This window comes from Streptomyces sp. SID13726 (assembly GCF_010548375.1).
Lineage (GTDB): Bacteria > Actinomycetota > Actinomycetes > Streptomycetales > Streptomycetaceae > Streptomyces.
The window spans coordinates 284829-311085 of sequence record NZ_JAAGLY010000004.1 but is presented as its reverse complement, the minus strand read 5'-3'; the positions used below and the strand labels follow the sequence as shown (position 1 = coordinate 311085).

At 70.9% G+C, this 26257-nt stretch carries 20 protein-coding genes and 1 riboswitch; of the genes, 8 read left to right on the top strand and 12 right to left on the bottom strand.

Going from position 1 to position 26257, the window contains the following annotated elements:
* Positions 1 to 503: 503 nt before the first annotated feature.
* Positions 504 to 758, bottom strand: a complete 255-nt coding sequence (locus G3I78_RS12650) for a chorismate mutase (RefSeq protein ID WP_164423618.1) — start codon at positions 756 to 758, stop codon at positions 504 to 506.
* A gap of 266 nt (positions 759 to 1024) precedes the next feature.
* On the opposite strand from G3I78_RS12650, the gene guaA reads away from it, so the two are divergent.
* Positions 1025 to 2599, top strand: a complete 1575-nt coding sequence (guaA, locus tag G3I78_RS12645) for a glutamine-hydrolyzing GMP synthase (RefSeq protein WP_164423616.1) — start codon at positions 1025 to 1027, stop codon at positions 2597 to 2599.
* 6 nt (positions 2600 to 2605) lie between these two features.
* Here the strand turns inward: guaA and G3I78_RS12640 are convergent, their stop codons facing one another.
* Positions 2606 to 3073 carry a pyridoxamine 5'-phosphate oxidase family protein gene (locus tag G3I78_RS12640; protein ID WP_164423614.1) on the bottom strand — a complete coding sequence of 156 codons (468 nt, stop codon included), beginning with the start codon at positions 3071 to 3073 and terminating at the stop codon, positions 2606 to 2608.
* 138 nt (positions 3074 to 3211) lie between these two features.
* Here G3I78_RS12640 and G3I78_RS12635 point away from each other — a divergent pair, with 138 nt between their 5' ends.
* Positions 3212 to 4018 (top strand): class II aldolase/adducin family protein, encoded by an 807-nt coding sequence (locus tag G3I78_RS12635; RefSeq protein WP_164423612.1) that lies wholly within the window; start codon positions 3212 to 3214, stop codon positions 4016 to 4018.
* 65 nt (positions 4019 to 4083) lie between these two features.
* Here the strand turns inward: G3I78_RS12635 and G3I78_RS12630 are convergent, their stop codons facing one another.
* Positions 4084 to 4956 (bottom strand): DUF4429 domain-containing protein, encoded by an 873-nt coding sequence (locus G3I78_RS12630; RefSeq protein WP_164423610.1) that lies wholly within the window; start codon positions 4954 to 4956, stop codon positions 4084 to 4086.
* Positions 4957 to 5175: 219 nt separating this feature from the next.
* On the opposite strand from G3I78_RS12630, the gene G3I78_RS12625 reads away from it, so the two are divergent.
* Entirely contained in the window at positions 5176 to 6462 is a 1287-nt protein-coding gene (locus G3I78_RS12625) for a hypothetical protein (protein ID WP_164423608.1), read from the top strand.
* A gap of 484 nt (positions 6463 to 6946) precedes the next feature.
* Complete coding sequence (locus G3I78_RS12620; protein ID WP_164423606.1) at positions 6947 to 7477, top strand: DoxX family protein; 531 nt, start codon at positions 6947 to 6949, stop codon at positions 7475 to 7477.
* 39 nt (positions 7478 to 7516) lie between these two features.
* Here G3I78_RS12620 and G3I78_RS12615 read toward each other — a convergent pair whose 3' ends face one another.
* A complete protein-coding gene (locus tag G3I78_RS12615; RefSeq protein ID WP_164423604.1) occupies positions 7517 to 7777 on the bottom strand; it encodes a hypothetical protein in 261 nt (86 codons plus the stop codon).
* Positions 7764 to 9170: a PspC domain-containing protein gene (locus G3I78_RS12610; protein WP_164423602.1), complete on the bottom strand. Its 1407-nt coding sequence runs from the start codon at positions 9168 to 9170 to the stop codon at positions 7764 to 7766. Before G3I78_RS12610 ends, G3I78_RS12615 begins: the two co-directional genes overlap by 14 nt.
* Positions 9171 to 9348: 178 nt before the next feature.
* Between G3I78_RS12610 and G3I78_RS12605 the strand changes: the two genes are divergently transcribed.
* Both G3I78_RS12605 and G3I78_RS12600 read left to right on the top strand, forming a co-directional pair.
* Complete coding sequence (locus G3I78_RS12605) at positions 9349 to 10641, top strand: ATP-binding protein (protein ID WP_164423599.1); 1293 nt, start codon at positions 9349 to 9351, stop codon at positions 10639 to 10641.
* Positions 10638 to 11348 carry a response regulator transcription factor gene (locus G3I78_RS12600; RefSeq protein WP_164423597.1) on the top strand — a complete coding sequence of 237 codons (711 nt, stop codon included), beginning with the start codon at positions 10638 to 10640 and terminating at the stop codon, positions 11346 to 11348. Before G3I78_RS12605 ends, G3I78_RS12600 begins: the two co-directional genes overlap by 4 nt.
* A 24-nt stretch (positions 11349 to 11372) precedes the next feature.
* Here the strand turns inward: G3I78_RS12600 and G3I78_RS12595 are convergent, their stop codons facing one another.
* The 3 genes from G3I78_RS12595 to G3I78_RS12585 form a co-directional block, all read right to left on the bottom strand.
* Entirely contained in the window at positions 11373 to 14195 is a 2823-nt protein-coding gene (locus tag G3I78_RS12595) for an AAA family ATPase (RefSeq protein WP_164423595.1), read from the bottom strand.
* Complete coding sequence (locus tag G3I78_RS12590; protein ID WP_164423593.1) at positions 14192 to 15907, bottom strand: DUF4062 domain-containing protein; 1716 nt, start codon at positions 15905 to 15907, stop codon at positions 14192 to 14194. Before G3I78_RS12590 ends, G3I78_RS12595 begins: the two co-directional genes overlap by 4 nt.
* A 70-nt stretch (positions 15908 to 15977) precedes the next feature.
* Positions 15978 to 17048 (bottom strand): C40 family peptidase, encoded by a 1071-nt coding sequence (locus tag G3I78_RS12585; RefSeq protein WP_164423591.1) that lies wholly within the window; start codon positions 17046 to 17048, stop codon positions 15978 to 15980.
* 455 nt (positions 17049 to 17503) lie between these two features.
* Here G3I78_RS12585 and G3I78_RS12580 point away from each other — a divergent pair, with 455 nt between their 5' ends.
* A complete protein-coding gene (locus tag G3I78_RS12580; protein ID WP_164423589.1) occupies positions 17504 to 17857 on the top strand; it encodes a hypothetical protein in 354 nt (117 codons plus the stop codon).
* On the opposite strand, the gene G3I78_RS12575 is transcribed toward G3I78_RS12580, so the two are convergent.
* Both G3I78_RS12575 and G3I78_RS12570 read right to left on the bottom strand, forming a co-directional pair.
* Entirely contained in the window at positions 17835 to 18818 is a 984-nt protein-coding gene (locus G3I78_RS12575) for a tellurite resistance/C4-dicarboxylate transporter family protein (RefSeq protein WP_164423587.1), read from the bottom strand. The two genes, G3I78_RS12580 and G3I78_RS12575, sit on opposite strands and share 23 nt — an antisense overlap.
* Before the next feature lie 161 nt (positions 18819 to 18979).
* Positions 18980 to 20128, bottom strand: a complete 1149-nt coding sequence (locus G3I78_RS12570) for a C40 family peptidase (protein WP_164423585.1) — start codon at positions 20126 to 20128, stop codon at positions 18980 to 18982.
* 8 nt (positions 20129 to 20136) lie between these two features.
* A riboswitch (cyclic di-AMP (ydaO/yuaA leader) is annotated at positions 20137 to 20296 on the bottom strand.
* A 240-nt stretch (positions 20297 to 20536) separates the two neighbouring features.
* On the opposite strand from G3I78_RS12570, the gene pcrA reads away from it, so the two are divergent.
* On the top strand, positions 20537 to 23089 hold the full coding sequence (gene pcrA, locus G3I78_RS12565; RefSeq protein WP_164423583.1) for a DNA helicase PcrA: 2553 nt from the start codon (positions 20537 to 20539) through the stop codon (positions 23087 to 23089).
* Positions 23090 to 23143: 54 nt separating this feature from the next.
* Here pcrA and G3I78_RS12560 read toward each other — a convergent pair whose 3' ends face one another.
* The gene (locus tag G3I78_RS12560; RefSeq protein WP_343243732.1) at positions 23144 to 24778 is read right to left on the bottom strand and encodes a M23 family metallopeptidase; all 1635 of its coding nucleotides are present in this window, start codon (positions 24776 to 24778) and stop codon (positions 23144 to 23146) included.
* A 371-nt stretch (positions 24779 to 25149) separates the two neighbouring features.
* On the bottom strand, positions 25150 to 26025 hold the full coding sequence (locus G3I78_RS12555; protein ID WP_164423579.1) for an alpha/beta fold hydrolase: 876 nt from the start codon (positions 26023 to 26025) through the stop codon (positions 25150 to 25152).
* Positions 26026 to 26257: the final 232 nt, after the last annotated feature.

Sequence of the window (26257 nt, the reverse complement as noted above, 5' to 3'; positions counted from 1 at the left end):
CGGGGCCCTTCTTTCGTCAGCACCGACGTCAGGGCAGCGCCGGTGCCTGGGAGCGGCGCCGGGGGGTTGCGCCGCTTGCCTGTGTGCCTGGGTCGGCGCCCCGGCGCACAAAGGGCGCGCGGGTGGTCTGGACCTTTGGCAGTACGGCATCGCAGTTCGAATGCAGTTGTCTACGGCGGGACTTGGGGGCTTTCTAGGCATCGTGCTGGATGGACGCGGCCACCGCAACCGTTTGGCCCAGCCTTGTGCCGTTACTTGTCCCGCCGGCCGGCCCCGGCGTCCCGGAGCCGACCGTTCTCTTGGGTGACCGGGCTGCTGTCCCCTGCCGTCCGGTCACTTCCTGGAGCGAGGTCCCACGACGCACGGCACGTTCCGTACGCCTCATCGCTCCAGCGAGCCACGCGTGGTTCTGTCGGGCCCGCCCCTGGCTGGCACGGACACCACCACCAACGAAGCGGTGCGCTCCGCGGTCACGCGCCGTACGGGTGAGGCGGGGTGCGAACTCAGATGCGACCCCTGCACAGTTCGAGGAGCGTCATGGCGAGCGAGGTGCCCGGCTTGCCGAGCGCCTCGCGGTAGCGGCCGAGGACCTCCATCTCACGGGCGAGGTGGACCCGCCGGCCGCCGGACGCGATCCGGGTCTGCTGGACGACGGCCGAGACCGCCGCCCGCTCCTGGATCAGACCGATGATCCGGTCGTCGATCGTGTCGATGCGGGCACGGGCGTCCGCGATGGTCGCTTCCGGTGTGGTGGTCACGCAGGGCTCCTGTGGGTGGGGTGGGGTGCCCCGGAGCGGCAGGGTCCGGAAGAAACGACAGGCGCCCCGGACCTTGTCGGCCCGGGGCGCCTGGGAAGTCGCTTGTCAGTTGCTCAAGCGGCACGACCATGGCAGCCGGTGGGCCCGGTGCCATAGGTGAACTGGAAGGTCGCGGTCTTGAGCATGGGGCCAGTATGCCACGGCTTCTTTTCGGCACCGGTAGACTCCGCCTCATACCCACCTCGCTCACCGCCGGAAGGCAACCCGTGTCATCAGCGACCCCAGCCGCCCCCGACACCGTCCTGGTCGTCGACTTCGGCGCGCAGTACGCCCAGCTCATCGCCCGTCGCGTCCGCGAGGCCCGGGTCTACAGCGAGATCGTGCCGAGCACCATGCCGGTCGCGGAGATGCTCGCGAAGAACCCCGCGGCGATCATCCTCTCCGGCGGCCCCTCGTCGGTGTACGCGGAGGGCGCACCGCGCCTGGACCGCTCGCTGTTCGAGGCCGGCGTCCCGGTCTTCGGCATGTGCTACGGCTTCCAGCTGATGGCCACCACCCTCGGCGGCACCGTCGACAACACCGGCGCGCGTGAGTACGGCCGTACGCCTCTCCACGTCTCGAAGTCGGGCTCGACCCTCTTCGAGGGCACCCCGGACGAGCAGCCGGTGTGGATGTCCCACGGCGACGCCTGCTCCGCCGCCCCCGACGGCTTCACCGTGACCGCGTCCACCGACGTCGTCCCGGTCGCCGCCTTCGAGAACGACGAGAAGAAGCTCTACGGCGTCCAGTACCACCCCGAGGTCATGCACTCCACGCACGGCCAGCAGGTCCTGGAGCACTTCCTGTACCGGGGCGCCGGTCTGAAGCCGGACTGGACCACCGGCAATGTGATCGAGGAGCAGGTCGCTCTCATTCAGGAGCAGGTCGGCGACAAGCGCGCGATCTGCGGTCTGTCCGGCGGCGTCGACTCCGCGGTGGCCGCGGCCCTGGTCGCGCGCGCCATCGGAGACCAGCTGACCTGCGTGTACGTCGACCACGGCCTGATGCGCAAGGGCGAGACCGAGCAGGTCGAGAAGGACTTCGTGGCCGCGACCGGCGTCAAGCTGGTCGTCGTCGACGCGGAGGAGCGCTTCCTCACCGCTCTCAAGGGTGTCTCGGACCCCGAGGAGAAGCGGAAGATCATCGGCCGCGAGTTCATCCGGGTCTTCGAGCAGGCGCAGGCGGAGATCATCGCGGACGCGGGCCCGGCGGTGGAGTTCCTCGTCCAGGGCACGCTGTACCCCGACGTGGTCGAGTCCGGTGGCGGCACCGGCACCGCCAACATCAAGTCCCACCACAACGTGGGCGGGCTCCCGGAGGACCTGGAGTTCCAGCTCATCGAGCCGCTGCGCAAGCTGTTCAAGGACGAGGTGCGGATGGTCGGCCAGGAGCTGGGGCTCCCGGACGAGATCGTCCAGCGCCAGCCCTTCCCGGGTCCCGGTCTCGGCATCCGGATCGTCGGCGAGGTCACCAAGGAGCGCCTGGACCTGCTGCGCGACGCCGACGCCATCGCCCGCGAGGAGCTCACCGCGGCCGGCCTCGACCGGGACATCTGGCAGTGCCCGGTCGTCCTGCTCGCGGACGTCCGGTCCGTGGGCGTCCAGGGCGACGGGCGGACCTACGGCCACCCGATCGTGCTGCGCCCGGTCTCCTCCGAGGACGCCATGACCGCCGACTGGTCGAGGCTGCCGTACGACGTCCTCGCTCGCATCTCGACGCGGATCACCAACGAGGTGGCCGACGTCAACCGCGTGGTGCTCGACGTGACGTCGAAGCCGCCGGGCACCATCGAGTGGGAGTAGGTCTTTTCAGGTCCGCTTGAGGGTGCGCATCGGCTCTCCGGGCTTCCAGACCTGGACGACCAGGTACTTGTCGTCCTCGACGTAGGTCCGCACGACCTCCGTCAGCTCGGTGCGGAAGAGGTGGAACGGCTCCGGCGGTTCCACCTCTTCGGTGTACCGGGCCTTGGCGCCGGGGTCGGTGACCTCGTGCGCGAGGCCGCCGATCCTGACGTCCCCGCCGCCCAGGGTCTGGCCCTCGCCGGGGTTGGCCTGGAGCCCGAAGCGGGGGTCCCGGCGCAGGTCGAGGGCCTTGAGCGAGTCCGGCATCATGCCCAGCCACAGCTCACCGCCCAGGAAGCGGACCTCCAGGCCGGAGGTGCGCGGTGAGCCGTCCTTGCGCAGGGTCGCGAGGACGTGGTGCGTGAAGGCGCCGAAGCGTTCCTCGACGGTCTTGGCGAGATCGGGTTCCGCGGAAGTGAAGGCAGCCCAGTTCATACCGGACAGTCTTCCGTCGATACCGGACATCTGCTGTCGGGTATCGACCGTGTACGCATCTTTACAAACCACCTCTGTTCTCCTGAGCTGACCGACGGTAACTTCCGCCCCGTAAGACAACCCAGTGCTGGAGGACACATGCACGGGACGCCCCTGGGGCCCACTCCGCCGATACCGCTGCCCACCGAGAAGCTGCAGTTCGCGATGCCGCCGATGCACGACTCCCTCGAGGAGGAGCGCAGGCACCGCAAGGAACGGCTGGCCGGCGCGCTGCGGATCTTCGGCCGGCTCGGCTTCGAGGACGGGGTCTCGGGTCACATCACCGCGCGTGACCCGGAGTTCAGCGACTGCTTCTGGGTCAACCCCTTCGGCATGCCGTTCAAGCACGTCACCGTGAGCGACCTGGTGCTGGCCAACTCCGACGGGCAGGTCATCGACGGCCGCTACCACGTCAACCAGGCCGCCTTCACCGTCCACTCCCAGGTGCACGCCGCCCGCCCCGACGTGGTCGCCGTCGCCCACTGCCACTCCGTGCACGGCCGGGCACTCGCCGCCCTCGGCGAACTCCTCGACCCCCTCACCCAGGAGAGCTGCGCCTTCTACGAGGACCACGCGCTCTACGACGCCTACACCGGAGTCGCCGTCGACGCCGAGGAGGGCCGCCGTATCGCCTCCGCGCTCGGCACCCGCAAGGCGCTCGTGCTGCGCAACCACGGGCTGCTGACCGTCGGCGACTCGGTGGACGCGGCCGCCTGGTGGTTCGTGTCGATGGAACGCTCCAGCCAGGTGCAGCTGACCGTCCGCGCGGCCGGGCGGCCGGTGCTCATCGACCACCGGGCCGCGGTGGCCACGCGGGAGCAGCTGGGCGGGGACCTGGTGGCGTGGATCAACTACCAGCCGATGTGGCAGGACATCAGCCGGAGCGAGCCGGATCTGCTGAGCTGAGCGAGCGGGATCTGCTCAGCTGAGCGAGCGAGATCCGCTGAGCTGAGCGAGCCGGATCCGCTGAGCTAGAAGCCGCGCAGTACGGCTGCCTTCGTCATCGTGAACTCCTCGTCCGTGAGCACGCCCTCGCGGTGCAGTTCGCCCAACTCCCGGAGTCTGCGCAGGAGTACGTCGTGATGGTCGGCCGGTGCGGCGATCGCGGCGGCCGGTGCCGACGCCGTGATCGCGGGGGCCGACGGATGGGGCAGCCGGGCCGTGACCGCCGTGGCGACCAGCGCCGTCAGCAGGTCCCGGCGGGTGCTGCCCCACAGATCGAGGGCGTACGGGTCCTTCTCCGGCGGCAGCTTCGAGAACGACGTCTCCCTCGTCACGAACCGCAGGAAACCGTCCTCGTACCCGGAGTTGGGCAGCCATTCGACGTGCGTGAGATTGCCGACGTGGATGATCCGCGGTCCCGTCGCGCGCTTGACGCGGTCGGAGGTGTCGGCCCAGTCGATACGGATCCGGGTGCCGTCGAAGGAGACCGTGCCGTCGGAGGAGCGCACCGAGACCGGGACCGGGGGCCCGGGCAACAGGTATGTCTTCGTCGGCTCCTTGGGGATCTGGTCGAGAAGGAGGGAGCGGCGGATCTCCTCGGCCACGTACTCGGCCACCCCGGCGCGGTCGACGTCCACGATCAGGCGGTACGGGTCGGCCGGGTCGGGCAGTCTGCCGCCGGTCGCGTGCAGGAGCGGGTCCGCGCCCTCGCGCAGCCGCATCCTGAGCCGGCCGCGCTTGCGTTCCGGCTCGAACGCCACGCCCGATATGGCCTCCAGGGGCACGGCGATCTCGCCGTACGTCTGCCGGAACAGTGGCACGGAGCGGTGGAGTCCCGGCGTGATTCTGACCGTTGTGCCGTCGAAGGCCCAGGTCCCGTCACGCTGGATGATCTCGGCCATACGGAAATTCTCGCAGCCGGGTCAACACGGCGGGCCCCTCTTCACCCGTCGCTTCACTTGCGCGGACCGGACCTGCCGGGCGGGGGCGGTGTGCCGTAGGGCACAATTCGCTGTCGTCGCGGGGGAGTTGTTCGGAGTTTTTCCGGGGCCAGAGTCGGAGCCGGTCGGCGTCGTCCGCCGTGCGGTCGCGGGACATCTTGGGGAAGGCGGGCGTCGGTCGTGGCGGTGCAGGATGTGAGACAGGGCGCGGACACGGGTGCGTTCGGTGCGCACGAAGGTGGCTGCACCTGCGGGGACTGTCCGCACGGGGCGCGGGCCGGGCACCGGCGGGCGGTGGCCGAGTTCCTGCTGAAGCGGGACGAGTTCGCCGCCGGACAGGGACTGCCCGCGGCCGTTGCGCACTCCGCGTCGGCCTCCCGGCAGTGGGTCTCGGAGGAACTGACCCAGTCCGCGGAGGTCGTCGCCGAGCGGGGACGGGTCGAGGGCACCGCCTGGCTCGCGCGACTGTGGCGCCGTACCGCGTACGCGGTGTGGGCGGCCGTGGTGGTGCTGCTCCTCGTCCAGGCGCTGACGGCGATCGGCGTGGGCTGGACCGCGGCGCGTACGGCCGGGCTGCTGGCGGCGCTGGTGGTGGCGGCCGCGCTGACCGCCGCGTCCTGGTTCCACCGGGCCCGGGGCGGGGTGCTCGCGCCGGTGATCGGTGAGGACAACCGGCTGTCGACGTCACGGGCGGTCGCGGTGGCCTGGGTCCTCTTCGTCGCCTACGCGGTGCTGGTGCTGGTCGGGCGGCTCGCCGCGGCCTCCGACTCCCGCGAGCGGGACCTGCTGATCTCCGGGCTCGATCTGGCCCGGGGCGCGGGTGTGGTGACCGTGCTCGCCGTGGTGTGCGGGATCGCCGTGCTGGTGCGGCGGGTGGTGGGGCTGCGGGTGATCGGGCAGCGGCTCCAGAAGGTGCGGGCGGACCGGCCCCGGGCGGCGGACCTGCTCACCGACGACTCCGGGCGGGGCGCGTTCGCGGACATCCAGTACGTGGTGATCGGGGCCGTCGCCCTGCTGTTCGCGGGCGTGCGGCTGGCCCGGCGGCCGGATCAGCTGCCGGATCTGCCGTGGGGGCTGGCGGTGGTGGTGCTGGTGTCCGCGGCGACGTATGTGGCCGGGAAGTACGCGGAGGGCGGGCGGCCGGTGATCCTTTCCGTGGTGCGGTCGCGGGAGGCGGGGGATCTGGACGGGCCGATCCGGACGGGCGACGACATCGAGATCCGGGGGGCGGGGTTCGTGCCGCCGGGGGCGCAGCGGGCGGATCGGCTGGCGCGGATGGTTGTGCGGATCGGGGTGGTGAATGTGCATGTGCCGTTGGTGCCGGTGGCGGGGGGTTTCAGCAATCCCTCGGACGAGGTGCTCACTGTGCCGGTGCCGGCGGATGTGGAGGCGGGGCGGGTGGAGGTGCGGGTGGTTACTGCGGCGGGGGTGGAGACGAATGGGTATGCGATTGATGTGACGGATTGAGGGTGGGTGGGTTGGTGGGTTGGTGGTTGGCTGCGGGTTCGGTGGGGGCGGGCGTTTTGCGCAGTTCCCCGCGCCCCTGGATGCCTGCGGCGGCCCGTTGCGGTTCGGTGGGGGCGTGTGTAGCGCGTGCTTGTGGTGGTGGGGTCGGGGCCGGGGTGGGGGGTATCCGTCCTCGGTCCGGCGGCTCGGTCCCTTGAGTAGTTCTCGGTAACGGACGCCGGCCGCTGCGGGCGGACACCCCCCACCCCGTCCCCTTCGCACCGTCGGCGACTGACGGCCCGTCGTGGCGCAGGTCCGCTGCAACTCGTTAGGGGCGCGGGGAACTGCGCGACCAGCCCCCACTCGCCCGCAGCCGCCCCACAACCGAACCCGGCACTCCAGTAGGCGCCCAAAACTCGGCCGAACGGCATTGAGCATCGCTGCCCGTTCATGCGTATCGTCATGTGAGGGGTCTCGGCACGCTGGTGAGAGGCGGCTCGGAGCGATGACTCATAGTTTTCGTACGGACACGCACGCCCCCTATTTCGACGAGGAACGGTCCTGGCGGGACAGTGTGGGCCAGTACGCCCTGCTGCCGTTGCGGATCTTTCTCGGGGTCACTTTTATCTACGCGGGCTTGGACAAGCTGACCGACAGTGCCTTCATGAAGGGCTCCGGGGCGGGGTCCATCGGGGACATGATGCGTTCGGTCAGGGACTCGTCGGCGATCCCGGCGCTGGTGGATCTGTCGTTGAAGAGTCCCGTCGGGTTCGGATACGCCATCGCCTTCGGTGAGCTCGCTGTCGGGATCGGGACGCTGCTCGGCATTCTCGCCCGGCTGGCCGCGCTCGGCGGGGCGTTGATCTCGCTGAGCCTGTGGCTGACGGTGAGCTGGGCCTCCGATCCGTACTACTACGGCAACGACCTCGCGTACCTGATGGCCTGGCTGCCGCTCGTCCTCGCGGGTGCCTCCGTGTTTTCCGTGGACGCCGCCTTGCGCGCCCGACGAAGGCAGCGGGCGGGAGGTTACCGGTAGCTCCGGTCGGCGGAGCTACCGGTGGCGGCGGTGACGCGGTCACTGCTGCTTTGAGGCCGGGCCCGTCGGTGGCTGCTGGTCGGGCTCGGGCTGCTTGCGGCTCGGGGCCCTGCGGTTTCGTATCGTGCGGGTGAGCACGCCTGCCGCTCCTGCCAGGCACAGGCCCCCTACGACCATGGGGATCACCGCGAACCACGGTGTCTCCCAGGCGCCGCCCGCGTCGCCGGCGTAGGTGATGCCCGCGAGGGTGAGGAAGACGCCGGCGATCAGCCTTCCCGGCTGGAACTCATGACGCAGCACGGGTCACCTCCGCCTGGCCGATGCCGACCCGCAGGTCGAGGTCGAGGGTGGCGGGGTTCTTGGCCGTCGAGGGCGCCGGCAGGGTGACCTCCTTGTGCTTGCCCGGTTCCACGTCCACGTCCTTCTCCGGGTCACCCGGCAGCTGGATGTCGCCCACGCCCACGTCGATGCTCGCCTTCACGGTGACGTCCGGCGGCACGATCACCACGAGTCGGCCCACTCCCACGTCGGCCTGGGCGGTGACGGTCTGTCCCTTGGTGAGATCGAGGCGGGTCAGGTCCAAGGTGCCCACTCCGGTGCCGAGTTCGTAGTCCTGGCGTACGGCCGACGCTGTTGCCGGGGTCCAGTTCGTGCGGACCCAGTGGGTGGTGATGTCCTTGGGGAGGGCGGCGGCGGTCGCCAGCAGGGCCGCTGTGATGACCGCCAGGAGGATCGAACCCGCTCCGGTGCGGCCCAGGAACGAGCTGACGGCTATGCCCAGGCCGAAGACGATCAGCGCACAGGCCAGGCCGGTCTGAAGACTGGTGCCGAGCGGGTGCTCGTCCCAGGTCGCCGCGGTGCCGAGGCCGCCCGCCAGCAGGGCGAGGAAGAAGACCCGGAAGCCGATCCAGCGCGGGCCGCGGGGCTTGGGCTGCTGGGCGCGGGCCGCGATCAGGTCCGCGCGCCGGGTCCAGGGGGTGCCCAGGCCGATGTTGACCGCCGCCGCGACGTCACGGTCCCGGGAGTCGCTCGGGCCCCACAGATAGCCCGTGCCCCCGACATGGGTGCCGTCCTTCACGATGGGGTCACGCCACCAGGACGGGTAGCCGGCGGCGACCGGCGGGGCCTTGGCCTCCGGCGGGGCGTCGGCGACCGCCTGGGCGGCGAGCGGGTCGGGGTCGGGGGTGCCGCGGTTGCGCGACCAGTACCCGGCGCCCGCGAGGAGCAGGGAGAGGACCACGGCGAAGGTCAGCACCCCGGTGTTGCTGAGCATGGTGAGGAAGACCCCGCAGCCGACCAGGGCGAACAGCACCCCGGTCAGGGCCTGGCCGTCGACCCGGCCGGTGAGGAGCTTGCGCACCTCGTTCTCCTCGTCGTCCTCGTACGGGACGAGGAGCCAGGCGAAGCCGTAGAAGATCAGGCCGATGCCGCCGATCGCGGACAGCACCGCCAGCGTGATCCGGAAGATCACCGGATCCATGTCGCACTGCCGCCCGAGCCCGGCGCACACCCCGGCGAGCATCTTGTGGCGCCGGTCCCGCCGGAAGGGCAGCGGGGCGGTGCTGTGCTCGGCGGTGGACACACCCCCCTCTCCGGGCGGCTGCGCGCCGGCGGGGGTGCCCGCGACGGGGCCGGTGCTCGGGTCCGGGCCTCCGCCGGATCCGGCGCCCGCGGCGTGCTGGTGATCTGTCATGTGTCCATGGTGACGGGCGAGGGGCCGCGACGGGAGTCGGAACGACCCTGGCCGGACCCTGATATCGGCCCTGAGACCGCGGAGGGAAGCGTTCGAGGCGGGCCCGCGGCGAAGATCAGGGGAGTCTCGGGGGACAACCCTGATGCCCCGGCACCCGGGCCGTGTGACCATCGATGGCATGCCGGAAGCCGCAGCAGCGCCACTCGTCGAACCGCGGCCGCCGCGCAAGCTCTACCGCAGCAGTGACGGACGCTGGCTGGGTGGTGTGGCGCGGGGGCTCGCCGGACATCTCGGGCTGCCCGTCATCTGGGTCCGGCTCGTCTTCGTCGGCCTGTTCATGGCGGACGGCCTCGGTGCCCTGCTGTACGCCGCGTTCTGGTTCTTCGTACCCCTGGGCGTAGGAGGGGTGGGCGGCCAGCGGCCCCCGTCCCTCGTGTCCACGGAGACCTCGCCCGACGGCCGCCGCAGGCTCGTCGCCCGCCGTCCCGACAAGGGCCAGATCGTCGCCCTGCTCCTCATGGTCGTCGTGGCCATGGTCTTCGTCGGCAATGTCAACGTGGGCAATGGCGCCAAGGCCTACCTCTGGCCCGTCGTCCTCGTCGGCGCGGGCGTCGCCCTCGTCTGGCGCCAGGCGGACAACGCCCGCCGGGCCCGCTGGATGGAGGTCGGCCGCCGTCGGCGCACCCTCAGCCTGCTGCGCGCCGCGGGCGGTGTCCTCCTCGTCACCGCCGGCGTCTCCGGGGTCTTCGTCCTCCAGGGCTCCGCCGCCCACCTCGGCTCCGTCCTCCAGGCGGCCCTCGCGGTCCTCGTCGGGATAACGCTCCTCGCGGGCCCGTATCTCGTCCGGATGACCCAGGACCTCTCCGAGGAGCGCCTCATGCGCATCCGCGCCCAGGAGCGCGCCGAGGTCGCCGCCCACGTCCACGACTCCGTGCTGCACACCCTGACCCTGATCCAGCGCAACGCGGAGAACGCGAGCGAGGTGCGCCGCCTGGCCCGCGCCCAGGAGCGCGACCTGCGCACCTGGCTCTACAAGCCCGAGGGCACCGGCAAGGACGAGGCCGACGAACCCACCGACCTCGCCGAGGCGGTGCGGCGCAACGCGGCGGAGGTCGAGGACAAGCACGGCGTGCCCATAGAGGTCGTGGTCGTCGGCGACTGCCCGCTCGACGAGAGGATCGGCGCACAGATGCAGGCCGCGCGCGAGGCGATGGTGAACGCCGCCAAGTACGGTGGCGAGGGCGGCGCCGTACAGGTCTACGCCGAGGTCGAGGGCAGGAAGGTCTTCGTGTCCGTCCGGGACCGCGGCCCCGGCTTCGACCTGGATTCGATACCCGCCGACCGCATGGGTGTCAGAGAATCGATCATCGGCCGCATGGAGCGCCACGGGGGCACGGCCCGGCTGCGTGCGGTGCCGGACGGCGGCACGGAGGTCGAGCTGGAGATGGAGAGGGCGGAGAAGACGTCATGAGCGACGAGGCGAACGGCACGGCGGAGGCCACCGGCGGCACCGAGGAGCGCCGGGTGCGTGTGGTGCTCGTCGACGACCACCGTATGTTCCGTACGGGCGTCCAGGCCGAGATCGGGCGGACCGAGGAGACCGGCGTCGAGGTGGTCGGCGAGGCCGCGGACGTCGACCAGGCCGTCACCGTCATCACCGCGACCCGCCCCGAGGTGGTCCTCCTCGACGTCCACCTCCCGGGCGGCGGCGGGGTCGAAGTCCTGCGCCGCTGCGCCCCGTTGATGGCCGACGCCGACCAGCCCGTCCGCTTCCTCGCGCTGTCCGTCTCGGACGCGGCGGAGGACGTGATCGGCGTGATCCGCGGCGGCGCGCGCGGCTACGTCACCAAGACCATCACCGGCACGGACCTCGTCAACTCCGTCTTCCGGGTCCAGGAGGGCGACGCGGTCTTCTCCCCGCGCCTCGCAGGCTTCGTCCTGGACGCCTTCGCCTCCACCGACGCCCCACCCGTCGACGAGGACCTCGACCGCCTCACCCAGCGCGAGCGCGAGGTCCTGCGCCTCATCGCCCGCGGCTACGCCTACAAGGAGATCGCCAAGCAGCTGTTCATCTCCGTCAAGACGGTCGAGTCCCATGTCTCGGCGGTCCTGAGGAAGCTGCAACTGTCGAACCGGCATGAGCTGACTCGGTGGGCGACGGCTCGGAGGCTCGTGTGAGGGCGGGCCGGGCGCGAGTCCGGCTCAAGGAGTGAGCGAACGGCGCTCGTTGCGGTGCAGGATGGCCGACTGAAGCAGGACGGCCACGATCGCGCCCAGCACGATCGCTGACGACGACCACCACCTCGCCCCGTCGCCGCCCGTGTTGAAGACGCTGTACAGGATGGAGATCCCGGCACCGAAGACGAACAGGACCGTGCTGATCAGATGTCCTGTCCTGCGCTTCCTCCTGATGTCGGCCTGGGACGCCGCCAGGTAGCCCTTCTCGACCTCCCCGAGCATCCAGCCCATGATCGAGGACTCGACGACGGCCAGGCTCCTCTCGCCGAGCAGTGCCTCCACAGGGTGCCCGGAGCTCTCCCAGTCCTCGGCGGCCGCGGCCAGTCTCTGGCGCAGCTGGAGCGCGGAGCCGGCCGCCTCGATCCACTGGCGGAACGTCGGCCACGCGTCCACGAGCGCGTGGTGGGCGAGCCGTACGCAGGGGTGCCGGGCCTCGTAGGTGGTGACCAACAGCCGTCGCTGGAGCAGCTGTTCGCTCAGATCGGTGGCTCCCATGGCCGCGATGGTCGCCGTGGACACCGCTCGCCTGTAGAGCTGGCCGTCGGAACCGACCGTACCGAGATGCAACAGGAACTCACGAGCCCGGCTGTAGTCGTCCGTGGAGAGCGAGCGGAACCATTCCTCCGCGGCCTGGACCAGGGTGCCCCGCACGCCACCCGAATCCATGTACGCCTCGTGGGTGAGATAGCCCTCGCGCCGGTACGTCCACATGTTGTGCAGGACGAACTGAAGGGTGGACGCGGCACTCGGCTCGTCGCCGACGTCCTTGAGCAGGAGGTCGACGAGGCCCGGCTCCAGCTGGAGACCCACGGCCCGGGCCGGCATCTCCACCGCCTGCCGTAGCTCGCCGGTGGACATGGGCCAGACGTTCACGCTCCGCTCCGGCTGTACGAGGAAGGCGGCGTGCTCGTGGGCCTCGGCCAGGAAATCGGCGCGCAGGAGGGTCAACGGGAGAATCGTCTCCTTGCCGACGAGCCCTCGCAGCAGGGCGAGTTGTCCCTCGCGGTCGGCGGCGTCACGGGCGAGCAGTCTCTCGAACTGGTCGAGTACGACCACGACCTTATGGGTGGAACCCGAAAGGCCGGTCACGGAACGCAGCGCCTCCTGCAACTCCTGGGCGCTGTCGTAGCGGTCGACCCTGACGACCGGCCAGACGTCACTGCCCGGCAGGCCGTTCCGGCGCAGCAGGGGAAGAACCCCCGCGTTCACCAGGCTCGTCTTGCCGCTCCCCGCCTCGCCGACGACCGTGCACGTCCCGAACCGCTCCAGGGTGTCCAGGACCTTGTTCATCAGCCCGTCCCGGCCGAAGAACAACGGCGCGTCGGCCTCCGAGAAAGGCATGAGCCCGCGATAGGGAGCCAGCTCCTGCCGGAGCGGCGGTCGGCCCTCCGTCTTCGACCGGTTCAGTCCCGCCCGCACGGTCTCCAGCAGCCGATTCGCGTCCAGACCCCGGCTGAAATCGAGGTACGTGTAGTTGCGCAGTTCCAGCGGCACCAGGCCGGTGCCGGGCAGCACCACCGGCAGCAGACGGGTCTCTCCCCTGGCGGCCACGGCACCCAGCTCGCCCAGCTCGTCAGGGCTCACCCCGCTCGGCGAGCCGACCAGAACCAGGCTGATCTTGGCCCGCACGGACCGCTCCCACCGCTCGCCGGGCGCGGCCTCCGCGACCCGGAGCCCGCCCTGCCCGGCCAGCAGTTCGCGGATCTGACCGGCCGCCTCCCGGCCCGTGTTGCCGTACGACAGGAAGACGTCCGGCGAAGTGAAGCGCGTCGTGGGGTCGTACAGCGTCTCGACCGGCCCCCGGCTGCCCGTGTCCCGTTCCTCGTCGGCGGGCGCCGGACGCAGCGCCGCCACCGCGTTCCGCTCGGGTGCCAGCAGGGCGATCGCGTTGCGCAGACTGTCGTACGCCCGCACGAGCGCCCGGCGTTCCACCGCCCGCCCCGGGTCCGTGATGACCTGCTCGTCGAACGCGTAGGCCGGAACATAGGGCACCTGGAGTTCCCAGAAGGTGAGCCCGGCCCGCTCCAGGACGTCCGGTGCGAACGGGTCGAACGTGCGCCGGAAGCGTCCGGCGAAGTCGTCGAGGAGCTCCGGGTCCTGCTGGTCGACGCGGGCCGGGACGACCAGGACCTCCAGGGGGCGGTCGCCGCGTACCGCGCGGACCTGGGGGGAGAGGAAGTGACGGACCATCCACGCGGTGCCGTCGAGGTTCTGGAGGTTGGGCGCGCACAGGGCGACGATGGTGTCGGCCAGCTGGTAGGCGCACACGCCACCCAGTTCCGTCACGCCCGTACGGCTGTCGACCAGGACGATGTCGTACCGCTCGGCGCAGGTGCGGCGGAACCACTCGAAGAAGAGCTCGCCCGACCAGACGTAGTAGAAGTCCTGCCAGTCGAAACGGCGCAGTTCGGCGCCGTAGCGGGAGATCTGGTCGTCCGTCTGGCGCAGCCCCGCCGTGAGCAGGTCGAGGCGTCCGCCGTCGGAGCGGCGGGGATAGACGGTGGTGATGTAACGGTCCAGGTCGCGGTACGCGTCCTCCTCGCCCTCGTCGGCCGCCGAAGAGGCCACGGACATCGCGTACTTGAACGCCAGGAGCAGGTCCAGCAGACCCTCACGGCCCCGCACGCGCGCGTGGTCGATGGGGAAGAAGTGCTCCAGGCCGGGTGCCTCCAGGTCGAAGTCGACCATCAGGACCCGCATTCCGCTTCTGGCCAGCTGGTCGGCGATGTTGGCGAGTGCCATGGAACGGCCGACGCCACCCTTGTAGGAGTAGAAGGTGACGATCATGTCCCTCCGCCTTCGGTGATGAGCCGGGCCATGGAGACAGTGGGCCGGGTGCCCAGTTCCGCCTCCAGACGCCGGGCCTTGTCGACGCTGGGTCTGGCGTTGCGGTAGGCGTCCAGGGTCTGCGGCAGGCTGGCGTGCAGCCATCTGTCCAGATGGAGTCTGCCCGCGACGTTCATCTCGCAGAGCGGATCGAGCACGTCGCCGAAGCGGTGGTGCGCGTGGTGGAGGCGTTCGGCCAGTACGTCCCGGATGAGTTCGTGCGGAGTACCGGTGGCCGGGTCGCCCGGGGAGAGCGTGATCAGGGAGACCTGTGCGCCGTCGTTCAGCGGGGACGCGAGGAAGGCCGCCTCCAGGTCGGGGTGGAGCAGGGAGAGTTCGTCGGCCACCACCAGGCAGCCGTTGCGGGCTATGTCGCGGAAGAGGAGGGAGTGCGCGGGGTCGTAGGACAGCAGATCGTCGAAGAGGTACGGCTGGAGCCTGATCTTTCTGCCGCGCAGCAGCAGGTCGGGATCGTTCACCCCGGCCACGGCGGTGTCCAGGACCTCGGTGATGGTGCGGCTCTCCGCGCCGAAGGGTCTCCAGTCCGTCCGCGAGGTGTCGTACCGGGCCCGAACCGACTCGGTCGACAGGCCGAAGCCCTGGACGATGTCGGCCACCTGCCCCGGAGGTGTCTCGCCGAGCAGGCACTCCGCCTCCCCGTCGGTCATGGTCACGATCACGACGGGGAGGCCGATCTCGTGGTCGGGGCGTTGCAGTCCGACGGCTCTCGAGAGCACGGCGTGCAGCCGGTTAGGCAGCGGGTGCGCGGCCGACTCGGCTATGACCTCGGTGATTCCCCAGCGCGTGGCATCGGGGGCCACCGCGGGGTCGGAGCCGGGGACGGTGATGCCGAGCAAGGGGTGGGCTGTGCGGGCGCGGGCCAGGTCCAGGATGCGGCGGGTGCGTTCCGGGTTCTCGCCGAGGACGGTCATCAGCGACGGGGAGAGCAGGAGGGCGACCGTACGTGCCGCGGTCACGGCCCGGTCCAGGGTGAGCATCTCCTGCGGGGTGGAGGTGAGCAGGTCGGTGGAGGACGTGGTGACACTCCACAGTCCGCGTACGGCGGTGGCGAGCCGGGCGGCCGTCTCCTGGTCCCTGGGGGCGTGCAGCAGATGCAGATCACGCGTCAGCCGTCGTGGATGCGGTGGTTCCGCGACGGACCTGGGCGGGTCGGCCGCACCGGCGGGAAGCCGCAGGTCGCCCGCCACGGCCGCCATCACCTCCGCTGCGAGCTGGTCGGGATTGGCGAACCAGCCGACGCCGTGCTCCTTCATCAGCTCCTCGCGCAGGCGTCTGATGCCCAGGGCGGGGGGCTCGCCGGGATGGGTCACGGCGTCGATGTGGTTGGTGTCCCATCTCGCGCCGTCCTTGACCAGGAAGACCAGCCGCTTGCGAGCCGCGGTGCCGGCCTTGCGGTACTCCAGTTCCGTGATCGACCGGCCGTCGGGGTTGTGCGGGCCGACCTCGGGGACGAAGCCGTAGCGGAAGGCGAAGAGCCCGATGTAGAGGTCGCAACTCTCCACATCGGCGAGGCACTTCTCCAACGGCCGCTCGTCGAAGGCGGCGTAGTCCTCCATGGCGACGACATCCAGCGGGAGCCTGCGCAGCGCGGCCAGTACCGCCGTCCTGAATTCCTTGAGATCGGACACCGTCGACGACAGATAGACCCTCACCCTGCGTACCTCGCTCCTCACGCGGTGAGGACAAGGTACAGGTGGGCGGCGGGATTTGGCGGGGGTCCGGTCAGACCACCCGGGTCGCTCCCGCGAACGGCATCTGGTCGATCGGTGCCTCTCGTACGGGGGCGGAGGGGTTCGGGGCGTGGATCATGCGGCCGTTGCCGATGTAGAGGCCGACGTGGCTGATGCCGGAGTAGAAGAACACCAGGTCGCCCGGGCGGAGTTCGGAGCGGGAGACGCGTCTGCCCGCGTCGATCTGGGCGTAGGTGGTGCGAGGGAGGGAGACGCCCGCGGAGCGGTAGGCGGCCTGGATGAGGCCCGAGCAGTCGAAGGCGTTGGGGCCGGTGGCGCCCCAGACGTAGGGGCTGCCGAGCTTGGAGTAGGCGTAGGAGACGGCCGCCGCGGCACGGGAGTTGGGGGCTTCCGAGGTGGCCGACCCGGGGGGCGTCAGGTCGTCGCGTGCGGCCGTCGAGGTGCGGGAGGCGCGGTCGGCGGCGGGCTCGGCCACACCGAGTCGGGCGCGGTCGGCGGCGGGCAGTCGGGACAGCAGGTCCCGGGCCGCGTTCAGCTTGCCGGTGATGGTCTTCTTGTGGCGCTTCAGTTCCGCCTGGCGCGACTTCAGCGAGGCCAGTTCGATGTGCGCGGCGCCGCGCAACTGCTCGATGTCGCGCAGCTGTCGGCGTACGTTCGCCACCGAGGCCGCCTGCCGGGCACCGGCCCGCTCGACGAACTCGGCGCCGTCCAGGTAGCGGTCGGGGTCGCTGGAGAAGGCGAGCTGCATCGCGGGGTCGAGGCCGTCGCCCCGGTACTGTGCCGCTGCGACCGAACCCAGCGCGTCCCGGGCCTCGTTGAGCTGCTCCGTCCGGCGCGCGGCCTCGTCCCGCAGGGTGCCGAGCCGGCGCTCGGCCGCCTCGGCCTTCTCCTGTGCGCCGTTGTACTTCTCGGTGGCGACCTCCGCCTGCTGGTACAGCTGGTCCACCTTCGCCTTGACCTGCGCCGGCGTGAGCTGCGGCTCGGCGTGTCCGGTCCCGTCGAAGCCCGTCGCGGTGGCCGCCCCGGCGAGGGCGATCGTCGCCGCCGTACGGACCGTATGGCCGCCCGCCGAGCGTTGACGGGGCTTGCGGTGCGCTGCCACGTGGACTGCACGTCCTTTCGTCCGACCGCCGACCCGGGACTTGGGGACGTACGAACGCCAGGGGGGAGCGGCCGTACGACCGCCCGGGGCGGTGTGCGCGTCCGGCGGCGGCCCGCACAGGGGGAGCCGGCCGCCGCCGGACCTTCTCGGCGGTGGTGGCCGACTGCCGCCCCTGGCCCGGGCGGCGGTGGGGAGCCGGTCACCTGGTGGAGGACGCTAAACCTGACGGTGTCGGTGCGGTAACGCGTTGTGCGGAAGTGCCGCGAGGGGACCGCCCGGTGACCGAAGGTGACCGTGATCCCGCGCCGGCGCCGTCGACTTCACGCGGTGCGCTGACCGAAGTCGGGATTTCGGGGCCGACGGGGGATGAGCGGTGCTATGGGCCGCATATATGCAAGATCCGCCCGAGGGGCCGGTGGAGACGGCCGGAGGGTCCAGGAATAGGCTCCGGCCTCATGGACGTACTCATCCATCTCTTCGTCGGCCTGCACATCATCGGCATCGCCTCGCTGCTCGGCGGCTTCCTCACGCAGATGAAGGCGATGGGCCGGGGCGAGGCCCGGTTCGTCCCCGCGATGCTGCACGGCGCCGCGACGATGCTGGTCACCGGGGTGATCCTGGTCGGCCTCAACCAGGCCGACGACCAGCACGTCAACAACATCAAGATCGGCGTGAAGCTGGCCCTGCTGATCGTGATCCTCGGTCTCGTCTATGTGAAGCGGGACGACGAGAAGGTCGACAAGAGCCTCTTCGGCCTGGTCGGGGCGCTGACCACGGCCAACGTATTCATCGCCGTCCTGTGGACCTGAGCGCCGTACGGGCCTCGTCGACCGCCCCCGCCGCCACGGCCAGCCAGGCCGCCACCGCCATCCACAACAGCACCTCGCCCGGCGTCCGCAGCCAGGAGACGTCCACGGCGGCGCAGACCGACAGGGTGGCCGCCGCCGTCATGCCCATGGGGAACACGGTGGCCCAGCGCCGCACGTCGTAGGCGAGCCGGGGGCGCGCGAACTCCGCCACCAGCAGTACGGCGTACCAGGCCAGGTCGAGCACCAGCAGGACGATGGTCACCGCGCGCAGGACGCCGTGGTCGTCGTCGTTCCACAGGTACAGGCGCGCGCTGTCGGCGGCGATCAGCTTGGAGCCGGCCAGCGCCGAGATGGCGAGCGCGCCGCCCGCGACCCAGTGGTCGCCCGCCCCCTCCAGCACCTGGCGCAGGTCGAAGCGGAAGAGCGCGACGCCGTAGAGGACCAGGCCGAGCCAGAACAGCACGAGCGCGGTGTGGGCGAGCCAGGCCGCCGACTCGGTCGCGGCGAGCGTGGCGGCGAGCACCGCGAGGCCCTGGGTGGCCACACAGCCCAGGAACACCCCGCCGGGCATCCGCCGCTTCCAGTGGCCCACGACGAGCACGATCAGCACCGGCCACAGCAGCGTGGCCAGCGCCAGCAGGGCCTCGGCGAGCGTCTGCCAGCCCAGAGCCGCGAACCGGGTGCCGAGGACCGTGGTGGCGGCCACGGCCGTCAGCGCGCCCGGTGTCTCGGCCTCCGCGACCCAGCGCGCACGCTCCCGCAGCAGTCGTACGGCGAAGTCGGCGGCCAGCCCCAGCCAGGCCGCGCAGCTGATCACCAGGGCGACCCGGGACAGCGTCTCGTGACCGGTCAGGTGCAGCCCGACCGACACGATGCCGGTCGCCATGACGGCGGCTCCGGCGGCCGGTGGACGCTGCGTCCACCACAGGCGCAGGGGGGAGGGCGGGGAGGTAGCGGACATGGAGCCGATGCTAGGAAGCTCCGGGCGGGTGGGCGACTCGAGACGATTACGTACGGTTACACGATTACGTACGGTTACGCGCGCGTGTGCGTGTGTCTTTGTGGGTGCCTTCAGAGGCCCGCAGAGGCACACGCACACGCACACGCGCGCGTAGAGGCGCCTCAGGCCGGCCGAACCACCCGGTAGATCGCCGACTCGCCGTCGTAGTAGATCGACTCCTCGCGGACGTATGCGCCCGGCTTCGGGGCGTGGATCATCATGCCGTTGCCGATGTAGAGGCCGACGTGGCTGATGTCGTCGTAGAAGAAGACCAGGTCACCGGGTTGGGCGTCGGCCAGGGAGACCGTGGTGCCGGCGTTCACCTGGTCGTAGGTGACGCGCGGGAGGTCGACCCCGGCGGCCTTCCAGGCGGCCTGGGTGAGGCCTGAGCAGTCGTAGGAGCCGGGGCCGGTGGCGCCCCAGACGTACGGCTTGCCGATCTGGGCGCGGGCGAACGCCAGGGCCTTGGCGGCCTTGGTGGCGTACGACGAGTCGGTCGCCGTGGACGCGCTCGAACCCGAGGAGCCGTCCTGCTGAGCCGCCTCCTGGGCGGCCTTCTCCGCGGCCGCCTGCTGCTGTGCCAGCTCGGCTGCCTTGCGGGCCGCCGCCTCCTGCTTCTCCTTCTCGATCGCCGCGAGCCGCGCCTTCTCCTGCGCGGTCAGATCCGACAGCAGGGCGCGCGCGTCGGCGAGCTTCTTCTGGACGGTCGCCTTGGCGGTCTTCAGGTCGCTCTGCGACTCGGTGAGCGTCTGAAGGCTCTCGGAGGCCTCCTGGCGCTTCTTCATCGTCGCGGACTGCTCGGTGACGTAGTCGTCGACCGCGCCCTTCTGGCGGCTCGTCAGACGGCCCATCAGCTGCGTCTGGTCGAAGTAGTCCTGCGGGGTGTCGGCGAGCAGGAAGGTCGCCGTGTCGGGCGCGGCGGCACCGGTGCGGTATTGGGCGGCGGCGAAGGAACCGAGCTCCTCCCGCGCCTCGTTGAGCTTCTCGGTGCGCTGGGCGACGTCCTCCAGGAGCGTGTCGACCTGCTTGCGCTGCTTGGTCGTCTTCTCCTTGGCGGCGTTGTAGTTGTCGGTCGCCGACTCGGCCTGGCGGTAGAGGTCGTCGACCTTCTTCTCGACCTCTTCGAGACTCGGTCTGTCATCGGTGGCCGGCGCGGCGTTCGCCGACTGGGACAGCAGGGCCACGGAGGTGAGGGCGGCCGTCGCGAGGGCCGGGGTCCGTATTCCTGCCACGCGCGTACCAGCGGGACGCGACTTGCGGTGCGACGCCAAGGGAGGCGACTCCTTCCGTACTCCGCCTACCGGGTTAGCTGTCGGGTTCGGGCGGGAAGGGTTGCCCTACGGCGCTCCCCTGCGCGGGAGTCGGCCGATTCACCCCGGGTTCGGTGGGTCCCCGGCTCCGGGCGCGCGGCGGCGCTGCGGACTCGGCGGAGGCCGTGCGGCCCGGCGACGTTCGCCGGTGGGGGTCGTACGGCCTGCTCGGCACGGTAGCCAACTGGTGTGGCCCTTGTGAAGGTTGATGTTCGATATGCCCGATACATTTTCGTGACCTGCCGCTCGCGAGCCGGGTGTCGCCGCTGGTGATCACACCTGGGAGCGGGGGGATCACGATGGGTGAAGCTCACGATGTTCTCGGGGCGGCGGCGGGCTGTCAGTGGGGCGCCCTAGACTCGGAGAGCGATGAGCAGCCTCTTTGACGACAGCTTCCTGGCGGACCTCCAGGCCCCTCGCGGGCACGAGGGGGAGCCCCCGCCGCCGCCCGAGGACGAACACGCTCCGGAGCCCGTTCCGGACGACCTGTTCGGCGGGAAGTTCGACGTGCCCCCGGACCGGGACGCCTACTACCGCGACGGCGCCCCGCGCCCGGCGGTGGACCCGGCGGCCCTGCTGGAAGGGCTGAACGAGAACCAGCGCGCGGCCGTCGTGCACTCCGGCACCCCCCTGCTCATCGTGGCCGGCGCCGGCTCCGGCAAGACCCGGGTGCTCACCCACCGCATTGCCCACCTCCTCGGCGAGCGGCATGTCCACCCCGGCCAGATCCTCGCGATCACCTTCACCAACAAGGCCGCGGGCGAGATGAAGGAGCGCGTCGAGCAGCTCGTCGGCCCGCGCGCCAACGCGATGTGGGTGATGACCTTCCACAGCGCGTGCGTGCGCATCCTGCGCCGGGAGAGCAAGAAGCTCGGCTTCACGTCGTCGTTCTCGATCTACGACGCCGCCGACTCCAAGCGGCTCATGGCGCTGGTCTGCCGCGACCTGGACCTCGACCCCAAGCGGTACCCGCCGAAGTCCTTCAGCGCCAAGATCAGCAACCTGAAGAACGAGCTGATCGACGAGGAGGACTTCGCCGCCCAGGCCGCCGACGGCTTCGAGAAGACCCTCGCCCAGGCGTACGCCATGTACCAGTCGCGGCTGCGCGAGGCCAACGCCCTCGACTTCGACGACCTGATCATGACGACGGTCAACCTGCTGCGGGCGTTCCCCGATGTCGCCGAGCACTACCGCCGCCGCTTCCGCCACGTCCTCGTCGACGAGTACCAGGACACCAACCACGCCCAGTACGCGCTGGTGCGCGAACTCGTGGGCACCGGTGCGCGCGACGAGGACACCCCGCCCGCCGAGCATGACCTGCCGCCCGCCGAGCTCTGTGTCGTCGGTGACGCCGACCAGTCGATCTACGCCTTCCGGGGCGCGACCATCCGCAACATCCTCCAGTTCGAGGAGGACTACCCGGACGCGACGACGATCCTCCTGGAGCAGAACTACCGCTCCACGCAGACGATCCTCACCGCCGCCAACGCCGTCATCGAGCGCAACGAGTCCCGCCGTCCGAAGAACCTGTGGACCAACGCGGGCGCGGGCGCGCGCATCACCGGCTATGTCGCCGACACCGAGCACGACGAGGCGCAGTTCGTCGCCGAGGAGATAGACCGTCTGACGGACGCGGGGGACGCGAAGGCGGGCGATGTCGCCGTCTTCTACCGGACCAACGCCCAGTCCCGTGTCTTCGAGGAGATCTTCATCCGGGTCGGCCTGCCCTACAAGGTCGTCGGCGGAGTCCGCTTCTACGAGCGCAAGGAGGTCCGGGACGTCCTGGCCTACCTGCGTGTCCTCGCCAACCCGGAGGACTCGGTGCCGCTGCGCCGGATCCTCAACGTCCCCAAGCGGGGCATCGGCGACCGCGCCGAGGCGATGATCGACGCCCTGTCCCAGCGCGAGAAGATCAGCTTCCCGCAGGCGCTCAAGCGGGTCGACGAGGCGTACGGCATGGCCGCGCGCTCCACCAACGCCGTCAAGCGGTTCAACACGCTGATGGAGGAGCTCCGTACGATCGTCGAGTCCGGCGCGGGCCCGGCGACCGTCCTGGAGGCGGTCCTCGAACGCACCGGCTATCTCGCCGAGTTGCAGGCGTCCACCGACCCGCAGGACGAGACCCGCATCGAGAACCTCCAGGAACTCGCCGCCGTGGCCCTGGAGTTCGAGCAGGAGTCCGGCGCGGCGGAGGGGGCGGCGGCGGACGGTGTTCCGGCGGAGGGCGCGGCTGGAGGCGAGGGCGGTGCCGCCGCGGTCGCCGCTCCCGTCGGGCTCGCGGCCTTCCTGGAGCGGGTCGCGCTCGTCGCCGACTCCGACCAGATCCCCGACGAGGACGAGGACGGCTCCGGTGTCATCACCCTGATGACCCTGCACACCGCCAAGGGCCTGGAGTTCCCGGTCGTCTTCCTCACCGGCATGGAGGACGGCGTCTTCCCGCACATGCGCGCCCTCGGCCAGACCAAGGAGCTGGAGGAGGAGCGGCGCCTCGCGTACGTCGGCATCACGCGCGCGCGTGAGCGGCTGTATCTGACCCGGTCCTCGCTGCGCAGCGCGTGGGGGCAGCCGTCGTACAACCCGCCCTCCCGTTTCCTGGAGGAGATCCCGGCGCAGCACGTGGACTGGAAGCGCACGGGTCCGACCGCCGCTCCCGCGGGACCGGTCTCGGGTGTCGCCGCCTCGCTGTCGTCGTCCCGCTCGCGCTCCTCGGCGTCGGGCGCGTCCGGGTTCGCCACCCGCAGGGGTGCGGAGAAGCCGGTGGTCTCGCTGGCCGTCGGCGACCGGGTCACCCACGACCAGTTCGGGCTCGGCACCGTGGTCGGGGTCAAGGGCACGGGGTCCAACGCCGAGGCGACGATCGACTTCGGGGAGGCCAAGCCGAAGCGGCTGCTGCTGCGGTACGCGCCGGTGGAGAAGCTGTAGCCCGCGCGGTCCGAGAACGAGAAGGGCGCTGGGCCCGAGGGGTTGTCCCGAGGGTTACGTCGGGTCCAGTCCGTGGCTGCGCAGCCACGGCAGCGGGTCTATGGCCGAACCGCCCGCGGGGTGCACCTCGAAGTGCAGGTGGGGGCCGGTCGAGTTGCCGGAGTTGCCGCTGTACGCGATCGGGTCGCCGGCCTTGACCGTCGTACCGGAGGAGACGCGGTAGCTGGAGAGGTGGCAGTACCACGTCTCCGTGCCGTCCTTCGCGGTCACGACCATCATGTTGCCGTAGGCGCTGTTCCACTCCGTGCGGACGGTGCCGTCGGTCGCGGCCATCACCGTCGTGCCGTAGGAGACGGGGAAGTCGATGCCGGTGTGCACGGACATCCAGTTGACGCCGGACTGGCCGAAGTAGGCGCTGAGACCCCGCTGCGTGACCGGAAGCGCGAACTTCGGACGCAGCCGCTCCTTACGGGCCGCCTCCTCCGCCGCCTTCTTCTTCTCGGCGACCTGCTGGGCCTTGAGGTCGATGCGCTCCTGCGTACGGCTGGCCCGGTCGGCGAAGTCGTCGGCGCCGGCCGAGAGGCTCGCGAGCTGGGTGTCCAGCTTGTTGTTCGCGGCGGACGGCTTCACGGCGGTCGTCTCGGCCGCGGTCGCCGACGTGTCCTTGTCGTCACCGGTCAGCGTGCCGACCGAGGCGGCGGCGATCCCCGCGACACCCATGACACACGCCGAGGGGACGGCGATCGTCATGAGCGCGGAGCGCTTCGCGGGCGTACGGCGACGGGAGCGGCCGGCGTTGCGCGCGGCTACACGGGAGCCGGGGGCGGGGCCGGGGGCCGGGGAGACCTCTTCCTGGTCGTCCAGGAGGGAGGTGCCGCGGTCAACTTCGGCGCCGGCGTCGGGGGTGTTGAGGTCGGAGGTGTCGAGGTCGTGCAGGGCGGGCATCTCGCCGGTGGCGGTCAACTCGCCGTCGTGCGGGGTGTGTTCGGCGTAGGCGTCGCCGTAAGGATTCGCCTCGTCGTACGGCTGGCTGTCGTCGTACGCGTGGTTCTCGTTGTACGGCTGGTTCTCGTCGTACCCGGTCTGCTCGAAGGCGGTCGTCGCCTGAGCCTGCGGGTCGGCCGGGGTGCCGTCGGAGTTCCACTGCGTGGCGTCGTACGTGCCGGTGTCGAAGGTCTGCGTGCCCCATTCCCACTGCTGGGTCCGGTCGGCCGGGGTCGCGGACTGGTCGGGCTGGAGCCAGGCGCTCGCGTCCCACTGGCCGCTGGCGTCGGTGCCGTTCGCCTGCGGGGGGATCGCGGAGAGCTGCTGGTGGTCGCCGCCCCACTGCGTGGCGTCGTACGCGCCGGTGTCGTAGGCGGCGTGGTGCTGGGCCGCGTACATGTCGTAGTTCAGCGTCTGGTGACCGCCGGTGGACCACGTCGAGGTGTCGTACGAACCGGTGCCGTCGCCCGGCATGTTGCCGAAGAGCGGGTCGGCCTCGAAGGTGCCGGTGTGCTGCGCGCCCGTGGTGTGAGCGGCGGTCGCGTGGGTACCGGTGGTGTCGAAACCAGTGGCGTCGTAGCCGCCGTACGTGGTGAAGTCGTCGAACTGGACTTCCTGGGTGCCGTACGACGCGTAGGGCGACGAGTCGGCGTCGGAAGCCGGAGCCGGGGTGGTCAGGGTCCCCGACGGGTGACGGTCGTTCACCAACTTCTCTTTCGCCTCGACAACAGGGGCTGCCAGAGCAGTGCGGCGACTGTACCCGGCGGTACGCGGGCGCGACAATCTTCAACTGGTTTCGGGCGCGCAGGAAACGGGCATTCGGCCGTGTTTCGGGGGACTGCGGGCGGGACTTTGGCCCTGTGTTCGAAGGTTGTTCGACGCTGGTGGGGTGCCCGGAGGCTGTGAGCCGGCTGTTGCGGTGTTGTGCGGGGCGGTTGCGGGGGTCGGATTGCGGGGGCGGCTTTGGGGGTCGGTTGTGGGGGTCGGCGTGGGGTGGCCGCCGGGTGATCGGGCGGCGGTCATGGGGTGGTCGGGAGGCGGTCGCGAAGGTGGCCGCGGGGTGGGCGATACGGCCGTTACGCCACGGTCAGTCCGCCCGCGCGGTCGGCCGTCTCCTCCCCGGCCCGTGCGGTGTCGAGCACCTGCCTTATGCCGGACGCGACGGCGGGGTGCACCGGCAGGGCGAGATGACCGATCCCGCTCACCCGGACGTTCTGCGCGACCAGGTCGGGGTGGTCGATGCAGGCGGTCTCCAGCGGGTCCATCAGATGGTCGAGGTCGCTCCAGAAACTGACGAAGTGCGTACGGCAGCCCGGCGCGGGCAGGGTCAGCTCCTCGAGCAGCTCCGAGCCGGGGCGCATTTGGCGCACGATCGGGTGCGCGTTCGCCAGCGGCACGACCCGGGTGCCGGAGTGCGGGGTGCCGAGCGTGACCAGGGTGCGGACCCGGGCGTCACCGCCGAGGCGCTGCACGTAGTACCGCGCGATCAGGCCGCCGAGGCTGTGCCCGACCACGTCCACCCGCGGACTGCCCGTGCGCTCGCAGATCCCCTCGATGTGTCGGCCGAGCAGCTCCGCGGCGGCGCGGATGTCGCAGGTCAGCGGGGAGTAGTTGAGCGACTCGACCTGCTGCCTGCCGTGCTGGGCGAGGCTGCGGCGCAGGAGCACGAAGACCGAGCGGTTGTCGATGAAGCCGTGCAGCAGGACGACCGGGGGCTTGGCTTCCGTCGGCAGCTGCGCGGCGCCGTCCTCCGGGGACGGGGACGGGGACGGGGGCAGTGGGGCGCGGCGCTCCTGGGTGATGCCGGAGGGATAGAGGAGCAGATGGCCGGCGAGGATCGCGAGCTCCAGGGCGGTCGCCTTCAGCAGGGCCAGGGAGAGTCCCGCCAGACTGTCGGGCAGCAGTCGCCGGCAGAGCGGGAGAACGGGCAGCGCCGCCTTGGTGACCTTCATGGCCGACCTCCTGTCGGCACACGGTGAGGACGGCTCCGTCCCCCGTGTGCGCTCATGGGAGTCGCGACGGCGGTGTCGGCGGAGCGCGAATGGGGCGCGGGGCGGTATGGCGGCGGCGGGGTTCCGCGGGTTCGGGTGTGGGGTGCCGGCTTGGCTGGTGGAACCGGTGGTGCGGGTGCTTCAGGTGGTGCGGGCTGTGCGGTGGCGCTTTGGTGCGGTGGTGCCGGTTGGT